The 12,784-nt window shown below is 37.8% G+C and carries 11 protein-coding genes; 6 read left to right on the plus strand and 5 right to left on the minus strand.

Annotated elements, in window-relative coordinates; all coding sequences use genetic code 11:
- Positions 1 to 64 precede the first annotated feature (64 nt).
- Together B3E92_RS02770 and B3E92_RS02775 are read right to left on the minus strand one after the other, a co-directional pair.
- Positions 65 to 2,134: a M48 family metallopeptidase gene (locus tag B3E92_RS02770; protein ID WP_286895288.1), complete on the minus strand. Its 2,070-nt coding sequence runs from the start codon at positions 2,132 to 2,134 to the stop codon at positions 65 to 67.
- 151 nt (positions 2,135 to 2,285) lie between these two features.
- The gene (locus tag B3E92_RS02775) at positions 2,286 to 3,212 is read right to left on the minus strand and encodes a 2-hydroxyacid dehydrogenase (protein WP_046675078.1); all 927 of its coding nucleotides are present in this window, start codon (positions 3,210 to 3,212) and stop codon (positions 2,286 to 2,288) included.
- A gap of 232 nt (positions 3,213 to 3,444) precedes the next feature.
- Here B3E92_RS02775 and B3E92_RS02780 point away from each other — a divergent pair, with 232 nt between their 5' ends.
- The 4 genes from B3E92_RS02780 to B3E92_RS02795 all read left to right on the plus strand — a co-directional run bounded on the left by B3E92_RS02780 (position 3,445) and on the right by B3E92_RS02795 (position 7,174).
- Positions 3,445 to 4,983 (plus strand): ArnT family glycosyltransferase, encoded by a 1,539-nt coding sequence (locus tag B3E92_RS02780; protein ID WP_286769931.1) that lies wholly within the window; start codon positions 3,445 to 3,447, stop codon positions 4,981 to 4,983.
- 167 nt (positions 4,984 to 5,150) lie between these two features.
- On the plus strand, positions 5,151 to 5,708 hold the full coding sequence (locus B3E92_RS02785) for a hypothetical protein (protein WP_286895290.1): 558 nt from the start codon (positions 5,151 to 5,153) through the stop codon (positions 5,706 to 5,708).
- Positions 5,701 to 6,582 (plus strand): helix-turn-helix domain-containing protein, encoded by an 882-nt coding sequence (locus tag B3E92_RS02790; RefSeq protein ID WP_286895291.1) that lies wholly within the window; start codon positions 5,701 to 5,703, stop codon positions 6,580 to 6,582. Before B3E92_RS02785 ends, B3E92_RS02790 begins: the two co-directional genes overlap by 8 nt.
- 190 nt (positions 6,583 to 6,772) lie before the next feature.
- Entirely contained in the window at positions 6,773 to 7,174 is a 402-nt protein-coding gene (locus B3E92_RS02795) for a hypothetical protein (RefSeq protein ID WP_112375845.1), read from the plus strand.
- Between the two features lie 13 nt (positions 7,175 to 7,187).
- On the opposite strand, the gene B3E92_RS02800 is transcribed toward B3E92_RS02795, so the two are convergent.
- Positions 7,188 to 7,979 carry an NIPSNAP family protein gene (locus tag B3E92_RS02800; RefSeq protein WP_239468817.1) on the minus strand — a complete coding sequence of 264 codons (792 nt, stop codon included), beginning with the start codon at positions 7,977 to 7,979 and terminating at the stop codon, positions 7,188 to 7,190.
- Positions 7,980 to 8,186: 207 nt separating this feature from the next.
- Here B3E92_RS02800 and B3E92_RS02805 point away from each other — a divergent pair, with 207 nt between their 5' ends.
- Together B3E92_RS02805 and B3E92_RS02810 are read left to right on the plus strand one after the other, a co-directional pair.
- Positions 8,187 to 8,546, plus strand: coding sequence for a response regulator (locus B3E92_RS02805; RefSeq protein ID WP_046675074.1), 360 nt, complete (start codon positions 8,187 to 8,189; stop codon positions 8,544 to 8,546).
- Positions 8,547 to 8,851: 305 nt separating this feature from the next.
- Positions 8,852 to 9,364: a GNAT family N-acetyltransferase gene (locus B3E92_RS02810; protein ID WP_286895293.1), complete on the plus strand. Its 513-nt coding sequence runs from the start codon at positions 8,852 to 8,854 to the stop codon at positions 9,362 to 9,364.
- A gap of 105 nt (positions 9,365 to 9,469) precedes the next feature.
- Here the strand turns inward: B3E92_RS02810 and B3E92_RS02815 are convergent, their stop codons facing one another.
- Both B3E92_RS02815 and acpA read right to left on the minus strand, forming a co-directional pair.
- Positions 9,470 to 11,302, minus strand: coding sequence for a cytochrome-c peroxidase (locus B3E92_RS02815; RefSeq protein ID WP_286895295.1), 1,833 nt, complete (start codon positions 11,300 to 11,302; stop codon positions 9,470 to 9,472).
- Positions 11,303 to 11,336: 34 nt separating this feature from the next.
- Positions 11,337 to 12,683: an acid phosphatase gene (gene acpA / locus B3E92_RS02820; RefSeq protein ID WP_286895297.1), complete on the minus strand. Its 1,347-nt coding sequence runs from the start codon at positions 12,681 to 12,683 to the stop codon at positions 11,337 to 11,339.
- Between the last annotated feature and the right edge of the window lie 101 nt (positions 12,684 to 12,784).

Raw genomic sequence — 12,784 nt, forward strand, 5'->3', positions numbered from 1 at the left:
CTCTCAAAATTAAACCATTTCATTCGACGTACAGCGGGGACAAACCGTCAATATAGAAGGGCAATTACGACAGCCCTTTTTTCTGCCCCTTACCCTCCTCAAGGGTAAGCATAAAATCTAAATAGTGCTTTTTCTTCGCGAAATGCTGATCATCCAATAACTTTTTATAGACCGAGATGGCATTAAAAAGAATTTGAAGATTATCCTCATTATAACGATCTACATTAAAATAGATTAATTCCTTATTGATATATGTGTCCAATGACGTAAGCAACGTATCATCCAATTCGTCTTTGCTTCCAGGAAGTGCCATAAGTGTTGCCAGTTTCTTTTTTAACTCCCCTTCCATGGGTTTGACGTCTCGCAACCTAGCCTCAATATCTGCGAAAGGCAAAGTCTGAAATATAAACCGGGTGTTCTCCGTCATGTCAGCATAAAGTTTTTGTGCCTCTTCATAATTTTTATCGAAAAAAGCAAAATCATAATATCTCCGTTCAAACTCTTCACACATCCCCTGGTTATCCGCTAAGCGTGCAAAATAAGAGTGGATCTGTTGGTTATAGAGGGTAATTTTATGCTCCGTAGCTACAATATTGTTTTCAATTTTCCCCAGTAATTCGAAGGCATCCGCAGCACGATATTTTATACCATCGTAGTCAAACGACTTTAACTTTAATTCGCCTTTGCCGATTGCTTCAACGACATATTTATCATTTTTCAGGCTATTAAGTTCATATAATGCGTCAACTCTACTATCGGCAAATAATTCATCAAAAGTCGGCTTTGACTGTTCCTGAAAAATTGGCGTTTCACCTTTTCGCACAGGATGATTGTAGTCATAGAAATCATTGAATCTTTGATCAACAGCATACTTGTTCATCCGATTTTCAAAATCCGCACTGAAAGATGCTATTTCTAACAGCGAAGGAGGATGTTGATACTGTACCTGCGCAAACAACTTGTCCGAAATCTGGTTTGTTACCGCAGCACGATTAGCTAGCAATTCAATAGCAGGTGCGTTGTTGATTTCTTTCTTGACAATATTAAGCTGCTGTAATGCCTTTACCCGATCTTCATCCGACGGATGAGACGACCATTGATCTTCAAGATTTAATTTCGATTTATCATATTTTTTTAAAGTCGCTAATTCGATCTGGGGAAAGCCATTTCGCACTTGATATCTTTTGCGTTCCGCAAACAGGAGCATGACATAGCGATGCTCGGGATAAATATTGCGACTGCGGATATTTTCAGAAAATTTGCTATCATAGAAGGTAAGCACATTATTTAGTGCATGATTTGCAAAACTCAAGCGCAGCAGCGAATCAGCCAAAGCCTGAGAACCGGCAACATGTGCCGCAATCTCATCCGCATGAAATTCCATCTCTCTCGATAATGCCAAATAATTGAGATTTACATATTCGTAAAGATGCTTCAAAATATGCTGAATCTGTTGGATAATAAACACTGATATGCCAATAAAAATCGCAGTGTACCCACTGATGTTGCCCCATTTATCAAACATATTATCCAGCGATTCATTCTTATACAGCATATTGTAGATAATCTGATTAACATGGTAAACATAGCTACCCACTTTCATGCTCTTTTGTGAGAAGTGTCCAAACTCGTGTGCAAGAATAGCCTTTAATTCCTGTTGAGTAACTGCATTCACCAGCCCCACACCAATCTGAAGATTTTTCTTAATGGGTAAAAACATACTCCAAAAACTAGAGTCATAGAATACAGATGCATTGACCTCATGCGATAGAAAAACTTTCTTTGGAAAGCTGGTATCAACTTCTTTTACGACCTCATGAATAAGTGCGAATAATTGTGGTTCGTCGCGCTCATATATCTGCGTAAGATGTCCCGTATCAACTTTTGTTGACGCAAAAACAAATTTTAATAAAAAGAACAGTATAGTCAGACCTGTAGCGAGTAAGCCCAAACATAAAATTGCAGTGTAAAACATGGGCTTGGCGGTGAAAATCATTATTCCAAGTATGGTAAAACCAACAGTAATACCTATTGCCAAGAGCAGTAGAATAACGTAAGTAATCGCAAACACAACAATAGATAAAATTGTTTTACGCGCGTGTTTCCTAAAGTTTGTAGATACTTGTACCTTCATAAATTGTTTATAAAGCAAGGATAATTGACTATATAAATCTAAAAAATAAAATCCACTTGCCTATAAGTTTACAGCAAACCAACTTTGCAAACTTATCCGATAAAATACCAATCAATGCATTATGCCGCAAACCCACGTACATCTTAAATTGCTAATAACCTTTTTGTAAAGAAACCTCATTGAGCAAAGGTCGCCCGTCAACCATTCTTCGATAGTTATCCACCACTTGTAAGACGGAAGAGCCAATATTTGTCCTACTCGCAACATGTGGAGTTATCACAATGGATGGGCAATCCCAAAAGGGATGATCTTGCGGTAATGGTTCTTGATGAAATACATCCAGATATGCTTCGGCAATTTTCTTTCCATCAATTGCATCCAACAAATCACTTTCCACGAGATGTTCCCCTCGACCAACGTTCACGAGTACAGTTTCTTTTGGGCACAAATTGAACAAATCACAACTTAGAATTCCCTTTGTTGCATCAGTCAATGGTAGGATATTAACCATAAAATCCGTGTCTTCAAGGGCAGAACGAAGTCTTTTCATTCCAGTAAACGAATTCACTCCCTTAAGATTTTTAGGTGAATTAGCCCACCCATTTACGTTGAATCCCAATTGGACCAACCTTTCAGCCACATAACCACCAATTTCGCCTAATCCTAAGATAGTAACCCTGGTTTCACCAATTGATTTGTATAGCAAGGGCTGCCAATGTTTCTTTTCTTTTTCGTTTATATAAGCCGAAAACTTCTTCATCGAATGCATCAAGCAAGTCAAAACATGTTCAAACATATCGCTTTTCAACATGGGATCGATAATCCTACAAATGCGGAGATGGGATGAAATACTTTTGGGAAAAAGGTGATCTATTCCGGCGCCCCCAGACTGGATAACTTTTAAGTTTGGAAAATGAGTGTAATAATCTGCTTCAGGTTTCCAGCAAAGCGCAAATTCGACCGCATCATAATTTTCAATCTCAGGGAAGATCTCAACCTTTATTTCAGGTAAATATTTATTGATTTCTACCTTCCACTCCTCGGCCCTGGCCCTATTCAGTATTAATGCTATACTCATGTTTTGTTGGTTTACACGAAAATAACATTTTATGCCGATCTATCGTTTGCTTTCTTGGGGATTCTTAGTCTTACGTTTTCAAAAAATTTTGAGATGATTTCCTTTATTTAGACAAAACAGTGGGCTAGCTGTCTGCCCAAATTAGCTGAAACAATCGATTCTATTAAAAAACAAAGTTTAGAATCTATTTTAATCGTAAATTGGTGGAGGACATCCATAAACACAGATTCAGATGGCACTCAAAAACCGAATTATCCTAATAAGCCTAATCATTTTTAAATTCATCATGCAATACCAGTTGATTAGCCCAACCTACGAATTGCAGCGCGATGAATTCTTACATATAGATCAAGCAAACCATTTAGCTTGGGGCTACCTTTCCGTACCACCATTAACATCGTGGATTTCCTATCTCATCAAAATACTGGGCAATTCTGTCTTTTGGATCAAGTTTTTCCCGGCACTTTTCGGAGCCTTAACGATTCTTATCGTTTGGAAAACAATAGAATCGCTGAAAGGAAATTTATTTGCACAGTTCTTTGGAAGCTGTTGTATTATGTTTTCTGTACTATTCCGTTTGAATGGTTTATATCAACCTAATTCATTTGATGTCTTATGTTGGACCTCCATATATTACTGTATAATAAAATATTTAAACAACAGACAATCCAAGTGGTTATTTTATATGGCTATTGTTTTTGCGCTTGGATTTCTAAATAAATATAACATCGTATTTCTGATCTTGGGTTTGATCCCCGCAGTCGCATTGGTTCCGGAGCGAAAAATATTTACAGAAAAAAAGCTATATTACGGAATACTCATCGCCATACTAATTATCCTTCCCAATATAATATGGCAATACAAAAATAACTTTCCTGTATTTGTTCATTTCAAGGAACTTCAAGATACGCAACTTGTCCATGTTAACCGATGGAGCTTCATACGTTCTCAATTTTTGTTTTTTTTCGGGACCTTTCCCGTCCTCATTTTTGGATTATATGCACTGCTGAAACATCCTGCATTTAAAACATATCGTCTGTTCTTCTACTCATTCTTTATCACCCTTGGAATCTTCTTATTTCTAAGAGCGAAAGATTATTATGCAATAGGTCTTTACCCTATATATTTTGCTTTTGGCGCAGTTTATATTTCATCACTTTTGGAAAATAAAACCGGTCAGATTTTAAAACCTATTTTGATCGCTTTAACTGCGATCCTATTTCTTCCGGTCTATAATATTGCATTTCCCAATAGAAATCCGGCATATTTTGTGAACCATCCCGATAAATACAGAAAGTATGGTATGTTGACCTGGGAGGATGGTAAAGAGCATCCGCTCCCGCAAGATTTTGCGGATATGTTGGGATGGCAAGAACTTGCACGCAAAGTCGATAGTCTCTATGACCAAATACCTAGATCGGAAAATACGCTGGTACTTTGCGACAATTATGGGCAGGCCGGCGCCATAAACTACTATTCCAAACGCGGAATTAAGGCTGTTTCATTCAATGCTGACTACATCAATTGGTTTGATTTGAATAAACCATACCGCAATGTTATTCGAATTAAAGATCGCTGGGAACGAGAAAGAGAACTAGCAATAACAAGTCCTTTCTTCGGCAAATCAATATTGGCCGACTCCATTACAAATAGCTACGCCAGGGAATATGGCACAGTAATCTTCACTTTTATTCATGCAAAAATCAATATCAATGAACGTATCTCCAAAGAGATCGCATCAGAAAAAACAGCGAAGAAACTTCCTTTGTAAATAAATCATTTTTTAAGCGATTAAGCTAATTCCAGTCTATTTTTTTATTAAAAAAATAGTATATTTAATTCAATAGCCAAAGGCTTCCAGCGCAAATGATACTTATCGTATATCTTCTGGTATCATAACTACGCCATGGAGCTTAACACCAAATTAACAGGATAATTATGCGCTTTTTGAATTTCTTGAAAGGACAAAGTAATTTGAGACAGATTGACGTTAGTGAAGACGATGATTTTGTAGATTTACAGTTGACCGTCACAAAATACTGGAAAGATGACGACGAACATCATATTGTCCAAGCTAAGGGGCTTTGGGGTAGAGAGATAGTTGGTTTGTCAATCGCCTTTCGTCCCGACATGAAATTGGGCATTGTCGATACCGAAGTCGATAAACAAAGGTTTTATCGCGAAGGGATCAATTTCTATTCGATTGGCAAATTAAGTGACAATTTTACCAAAGCCTTAAATAGCCTCTTTAAAATTGATGGTACATCCTTTAAAATGCACGATAATATTGGATCGACCGCCTTTATCGTCAGTGGGCACCCGGAATATTTTGATGAAGAATATATTAAAGCTAAAGTTTTCTTTGACGACGGAAATGAAAAACATCATTACGCGGAATGGTATGTCAACATCGATTTAAAACACAATATTCTCGAACTTCGAGAAAAAGACCCCGGATATAGAAAAAACATCATTAGTATCTTGACAAATGTTTAAATTTGAGCGTGAATCCCTCAGCCTCAAAAAAAATAATACCATCCCATTAAATTCATTTCCTAATGAGTTTAATTCGGGAATGGCTATAAAAAGGAATGCTGTCAGAAATTTAGAGTTAGCTAAGATAAGTCAGGCACATCGTGATGATTTCTACTTGTTTTTTATTCTTGAAGAGGGAAATGGAATATTTGAAGTAGATTTTCAGCGCTATCAATTAGGCTCCTCCGCCGTAATGATCATCCAGCCTTACCAAGTACATCGGGGTTTAGCTATGGATTACAGCGCTTTTAGTGTCTTAATGATCAGTGTAGAAAACCTAAACTCAGACTACGTAAACGCGCTAAAGGATATTACGACGATTGCTCCCATCGAAATCGATCAGGATACAATGGCGGTCTTATCCCAGACTGTAGACACCTGTTTAAAAATCAACGAAAGAAGACATGAAAAACTATATACTGCACTAATGAAAGATAGCTGCAATACCATCGCGGCACTTATTATCTCGCAGTATTTAATCCAATCAGCTAAAAGTGATGCACAGTCTAGATTCGAACTGATCAGCAAACAGTTCAGTTCACTGTTAGATAAAGATTTTATTGACATTAAACAGCCTAGAGTATATGCAGAGAAAATGAAAATATCAACGGCCTATCTCAATGAATGTCTCAAAAAAACAACCGGAAAACCCGTTACTTATCATATTCAGCAACGCGTTGTATTAGAAGCAAAACGTTTGCTCTACCATTCAAATAAATCTGTAAAAGAAATTGCAGTAGAGCTAGGTTATGACGACTATCCATATTTTTCACGTCTATTTTCAAAAGTAACCGGTATGACAGCTCTTACCTTTCGAAATAGGAACCTTGAATAGTCCAATATTTACCACTTTTTATCTCTTTTAAACTAGAGCGAATTGGTATTTCTTTGTGTTAGAAAGCTTGGTTCAGCCCGTCGTTAGCGACAACTCGAACAGCGTCTTTAATGATTATCTAAATCCGACAGAAAGGAGATTGTAGTCCATTAAATATCAAGAAGAACACCACAAATAAAAGAGAAAAGGAATGAGATATTTTATCGCAGAGCCCGTCGGGCATATCAAAAACGATTTATTTTTTGAAGTCGCAAATTTTCTTTGGGACAGTGGAAATGAAGTTGCTTTAGGAAAAAACAGGATATGCGACTGTGAAAAAATGCAACATGATGACTACGATTACACCATTTCATTAGTCCCTAATAACGAAACTGTTGAATCCTTATTTAAAACACACTACACCATCCTAGGCAAATATTTTGACAAAATTAATAACAGCAATCCGATGCTAATATTAGCAAATACCGGCATTTATACGAATGCCCTTCCCTATCCCCATAAGATTTACAGTTTTGAAAAATTGGACAAACAGGCGTTAGCCAGCTTTTTTGACTGGTGCAAAAAATTCAATTTGTTTGTTAGGAGAAGATAAACAAGTTCAACCACTAAATATCAGAATATGCAGTGGGATATAACAGTACTTTTATACTTTTGGAAACGTTATTCTGATATTGCGGTAAATCCTGCATTGGTTTGTATAAAGGTCCAAAATCTTTCCAATGTATATTCCGATCTTCCATGTTCTCAAATGCCGTCAGATACATCAGGTTGGGCATTGTGCTACCAGCAATCACCTGTCCATAAAAAACAGCATTAAAATTCAGTTTTTTGAAAATATCGATCTCTCCATTGTTAAACATCGCTATCTTATTTGCAGAAAGCTGCTCGGTTGCGGCCTCATAACTGCGTAGTTCATAAATGCGTTTATTTTTTTCAGCAGATAATTTAGGAAGCGCCGATTTGGGCATTCCTTCAAATGCTTTCATCCATATTGTCTCCAACCTTTTGAAAGGAGGATTACTATAACCTGCCTCGATATAAGCCTTTCCAGCCTCCAGGTATTTTTGATCTTTGGCAAGCCGCTGATCCAAATTAACCAGCAAACTGAAGTCTGCAGCACTGATGAACACATAAACCAATCTATCTTGATCAGTAGCATTTTCTAAGGGCTTAAATACCCCGACCTCTTTAAATCCCAATTGATGCAATGCCGGCAAATACGCCGATTCAAGATACTGATCAATGACTTTCTCCTGCTCATCGTTCTCATAATGATATACTTTCAATTGAAAATACGCTTGTTTCGATTTCTCAAAAGCGAACAGGCAATTTCCTGCCATGATAAATAATAGCGGCAATATGAAATGCCAATTGGGAATAAAAATGTATTTTTTCATTAGAATTCAGGACAACATTGGATAATTAAAAAATAAAGATAATACTATTTTTGAAAGTTCAAAATTAGACTAACCCAGCAAATTAACTCCCTTTTTCATCTTTATATATCGAAAATACGGGTTTATACTTATTAGAATCGGTATTTTAACCTTATTCTCGCAATAGCTTTTTATTTAATTTAGCTCCACCTTTTTTAAAGCTGCAACATGTCAAACAAAACAATACTTATGTTGGACGATGATAAACATGTCCTTGAAATATGTACTATAATCCTCGAAACAAATGGCTATAATATGGCGGTCTCTGAAACGTCTCATGATATTATCGAAAAAGTAGAAGAGGTACATCCTGATTTAATTTTGATGGACAACTGGATACCCAAAATAGGCGGTGTAGAAGCCACACGATTGCTCAAAAATCATCCCTTATATTGCAATATCCCTGTCATCTATCTATCCGCTAATACCGATATCGAAACACTAGCCCAGCAAGCTGGAGCAGACAGCTATCTCGCCAAGCCCTTTGATTTAGAAGACTTAGAAAATAGAATAGCCGAACTACTGTAGTTCTAATCTTATAATTCAGCACTTTTACATATTTTAGCACCAATACGGAAATGCTACTCGTGAAACTTATATTTTGATGTCCTAATTGCGCATAAGGCCACATTGAAACGAATAGGATCATGTGTTGCTTTAATACAATTGCGGCTAGCTCAATTGCAGGCATATATAGTCGTAGTTGTCGCGCCATAATCATCGGGAATCAGCAATTGAGAAGGAATGCTATACCACATTTGAAGTATAAATAATAATACATACTTTCGCGTTATAGTATTAGAAATAATCATTAAGACAGCATTAATTACGTTATGTCAGAGCGCGTTTTAGCATTTCAATCAGGTTCATTCCATATCCGTCAGCTTGCAGAGAACGAATCTCCACTTTACAAAGCGATGCGTATCGAGTCAATTCAAACCGAACCTACACTTTTTAGACGGAGCACTCCTCCTGAAATAGAACTATCTGACTTGGATTGGGCAGAACGCATAAGATACCCACGCATTGTTTTTGGTCTTTTCGAAAATGAAAAAATGATTGGGATAACCAGCATGCTGCTGTTGAATAAAGAAGAGGCCTACTTTGGTCAGTCCTTCATACAGCCGCTGTACAGAAAATTAGGTCTATCGAGTCTTTTGTATAAAATAAGAATGGCGTGGGCCACCGAGAATCAATTAAGAAAACTGACGATAAGCCATCGTGAAATAAATATGATTTCGAAAGCCGCTATCCAAAAAGCCGGTTTTCATTATAGTCATAAAGAACTTGTGCAATGGCTCGACGGAACAACTGGCTACTCCATGTATTATAGTTTATTCCTATAGTCAGTAAGGCTAACTAACTTGACTGTTGATCAATCCCGGCAAACCAAGATAGGGTAAAAATAACAGCTTTTCCATCTTGAATGCGTATATTGAATCGTAGTCATTTTATTGGCTTTCGAGACTTTCCATAAACGCAATAATATCTTTCATTTCCTTTTCACTCAGATGCAAATTTTCATCTGACAATGTCTGATTGGATAATTTGATCCCCAATCCTGCCCCACCCCCATCATTATAAAATTCCATGACCTCATCCAACGTCCGATAGATCCCATTGTGCATATAGGGAGCAGTTTTCTTTACATTCCGGACAGAAGGTATTTTAAAAGCATATTTATAAGAATCAACACCAATGATATCATAGTAGCCTAAATCCGAATCCAGCACAGAATCTTTCATGGATTTTGGAACTCCTAGGACTTCGACTTCGCTCTGAATAAATTTGGGCGGTGTAACACCGTTGAATAAAGGCAGGAAATGACAGGTCGCACATTTTCCCTTGCCCATAAATAAATTAAACCCATTCACTTCCGATTTGGACAATGCGTTCTTATCCCCACGCATATAATCATCAAATCGGCTATTGATTTTGGTCAGGCCACGAATGTAAGAAGCAAGTGCATTGCTTACCTGCTCTGCTGAGATTGGGCCATCCACTGTATTGAATGCTTTATTAAATAATGACCGATAGATTTTATCCGAAGAAACATATTGAACGATATCAGTTACCGAGCCGTCCATTTCCTGCTTATTACCAATGACATCGTGTATCTGATCTTCCAGCGTCAACGAACGCATATCATAGAAGTAGTTGGACTGTAAGGCCGCATTGAGCAAAGTAGGCGTATTACGTTTGAGCAAACGTCCCGAACCATGAATGTCCACTTGCAAGTTCAACCCATCTGTAAATGCAAGGTCAGGATGATGGCATGAAGCGCAACTTCTCGTATGTGTTCCTGACAAAGCAACATCATAAAATAATTTTTCTCCCAATACGGCCTTTTCATTGCTGAAGTGAAATTTTGGTCCCGGGCTAAAGGCATCTACATTAAATGCATTCAGATCAAACATCGTATTGACGTCTTGCCGAAGCATTCGATTGTATCTGATTTTAGGGCCAGGCAGATTACGTTCCAACTGTGCTATCTCTGTACTGATGTTGTTGGCAAATTGGGTAATGAATTGCGCTCTATCGAACGATTCAAATTCCGCGTGTTGTTGCAAATATTTGATCGCCCCTTTAAGCATCAATGTTAGCGTTTCTTTTCTACCTTCATATTGCAAAAGAATTTGTTGTAGGCTGCCTAACGCCATAGAAGACTCGATCATACTATTTCGAGAAAGTGCATTATCAAATCCGGTAATCCCCAAAGATATAATCCGAAATACTTCAAGTTTCGAAGCATCCAAAATGCGCCAATCCTCCAATTGATGATCTTCAAAATAGGAAATCAAATAATCCGTATTGGTTATCAAATGTTCGATTTCACGAATTAGCTTTTGCCTATTGCTATTATCGTAAGTGGGATAGATAAGCTCTTCAATCACCTGCAATCCAATAGGCTCCACCCCTCTAGCCAAAGAGGGATCCAACAAATCCGCATTTTCAACTTCCTCCACCGGAGGTCCATTTAACCTTCTGGATAGATCTGCAGTAAAATACTCCGAAGCCCATTCAAACTTTTTAAAAAGTAGCCTTGTCGTCAAAAAGGCTCTTCTGAGACGTAGCGTATCCACCGTACCTTTCTGTACTTCGGCCTGCAGCGTATCCTTGATATATGTCTTAAAAGAAAGCATCTGACCCAGTACTTCTTTCTGAATCAGATGCTCTCGGGCATTGCCTTCTTTTTGTTTTGTATAAACAGGCTGCCCTGTAGTAAATCCGAGGGTAAATACTATTGCAACCAATAAGATAAAAACGACAACCTTTTTACACATAGTTCAATTTCCTATCTCTCGATATAAAAACCGACTATTTGAAAACGAGCGCATTTCTAAAGGGATTTGCTTTTTTATCCCTTTCAGCAAGAGGCTCTATTCCCCAGCGTTTTTCTATAAATGAAAGGATGCTCACTGTCTCATACAACGTATGATCCACTACACCACGCTTAGCAAATGGTCCAATGACAATTGCCGGGATTCGGCTACCAGGTCCCCAGCGGTCAACGACGGGTGGGTTAACATGGTCAAAAAAGCCACCAAATTCATCGTAGGTCAAAATCACTAACGCATCTTTTGCATTCGGTCCCTCCAATACAGCATTGATCAAATTAACAGCAAGTTGTTCTGATGAATAGACTGCCGAACTTCCAGGATGCTCATCATTGCCCCCACCTGGTTTAACAAAAGATACACTAGGAAGCGTTCCTTCTTTTGCGGCCTTGATAAAATCGTTTTGATCCTTCATGTGTTGTCGCCCTTCCTTACCATCCTCATAATTAGCAAAATATAAAAAAGGCTCATGATTGTAGGCAAAATTATTTTTACGTTCGGCCACAGCGTCATCCCAGCCTTCTGAATACCAAGCCCAACTTACATTTTTCGCTGTCAAGCGATCGCCAATGGTCGGCATAGTCTGAGAAGGTAATAATTTGGAAGTATCAGATTTCGCAGGATAAGGTTTGTTGCGAGAAAGCACATGATTGATTGCATAACCATCTGGCGTAACTACACCATCTTTAATCATCTTTCCATTTGCATCGAGTTTAGCAACCATTGAGCTTGGTGCATCAGGCCAAACAGGAATAGCCGCAGAAATCATATAAATATGATTTAAATAGGATCCGCCGAATACACTCTGAAAGAAATTATCACATAATGTATAGGCTTTGGCAAACGGATACAAAGGTAGCTTCTCTGTATTGTAATAGCCCATCGCTAAACCTTTGGAATCATTATAGAGTGCAAATTTATCCATCTTTCCACCATTGATTTGCAATTGATTATGATAAAACCGATGTGTAACATCGGGCGTCGCCTTATCCGAAGGTACATATTGGTCTATATTAAAAAATTGATTGGGTAGATTGGTTGGAAAGGAATTGTTACGTGGAATTTCGGGGAGGTATTGATAGGCTTTACCATTCTCGTCTACCTGTAAAAAATCCCCCTTTTTGACATTTGCTATGCCATTGGCTCCCTTGAATTCACCATAAAGATTGTCAAAACTATGGTTTTCCATATAAATAACAACCACATGGTTAATTTTTTTGATACCTTCATCAAAGGGAATCTCTTGGTGTCGGGCGTTTTTGGTAACTCCGCAACTGCTGATACTCAAAACTCCAAGAGACAAATAAAGTAAGTGTTGTAACCGCATCCTGTCTTCTTTTTAGTAGGTTAGACTGTAATTTCTAGAACAAACTTACAATTATTATCGTTTTCATAACCTATAATCAAAGGGATTTGCTACCAACGTAT

Origin of the sequence: Sphingobacterium sp. UBA6317 (assembly GCF_002440385.1) — a bacterium.
GTDB lineage: Bacteria > Bacteroidota > Bacteroidia > Sphingobacteriales > Sphingobacteriaceae > Sphingobacterium > Sphingobacterium multivorum.

Bases quoted from the DNA above. Each gene is read 5' to 3' on its own strand.
- B3E92_RS02780 (WP_286769931.1), top strand. From the start codon at position 3,445: ATGGCACTCAAAAACCGAATTATCCTAATAAGCCTAATCATTTTTAAA.
- B3E92_RS02800 (WP_239468817.1), bottom strand. From the start codon at position 7,979: ATGAAAAAATACATTTTTATTCCCAATTGGCATTTCATATTGCCGCTA.
- B3E92_RS02805 (WP_046675074.1), top strand. From the start codon at position 8,187: ATGTCAAACAAAACAATACTTATGTTGGACGATGATAAACATGTCCTT.
- B3E92_RS02790 (WP_286895291.1), top strand. From the start codon at position 5,701: ATGTTTAAATTTGAGCGTGAATCCCTCAGCCTCAAAAAAAATAATACC.
- B3E92_RS02785 (WP_286895290.1), top strand. From the start codon at position 5,151: ATGCGCTTTTTGAATTTCTTGAAAGGACAAAGTAATTTGAGACAGATT.
- B3E92_RS02810 (WP_286895293.1), top strand. From the start codon at position 8,852: ATGTCAGAGCGCGTTTTAGCATTTCAATCAGGTTCATTCCATATCCGT.
- B3E92_RS02775 (WP_046675078.1), bottom strand. From the start codon at position 3,212: ATGAGTATAGCATTAATACTGAATAGGGCCAGGGCCGAGGAGTGGAAG.
- acpA (WP_286895297.1), bottom strand. From the start codon at position 12,683: ATGCGGTTACAACACTTACTTTATTTGTCTCTTGGAGTTTTGAGTATC.
- B3E92_RS02815 (WP_286895295.1), bottom strand. From the start codon at position 11,302: ATGTGTAAAAAGGTTGTCGTTTTTATCTTATTGGTTGCAATAGTATTT.
- B3E92_RS02795 (WP_112375845.1), top strand. From the start codon at position 6,773: ATGAGATATTTTATCGCAGAGCCCGTCGGGCATATCAAAAACGATTTA.
- B3E92_RS02770 (WP_286895288.1), bottom strand. From the start codon at position 2,134: ATGAAGGTACAAGTATCTACAAACTTTAGGAAACACGCGCGTAAAACA.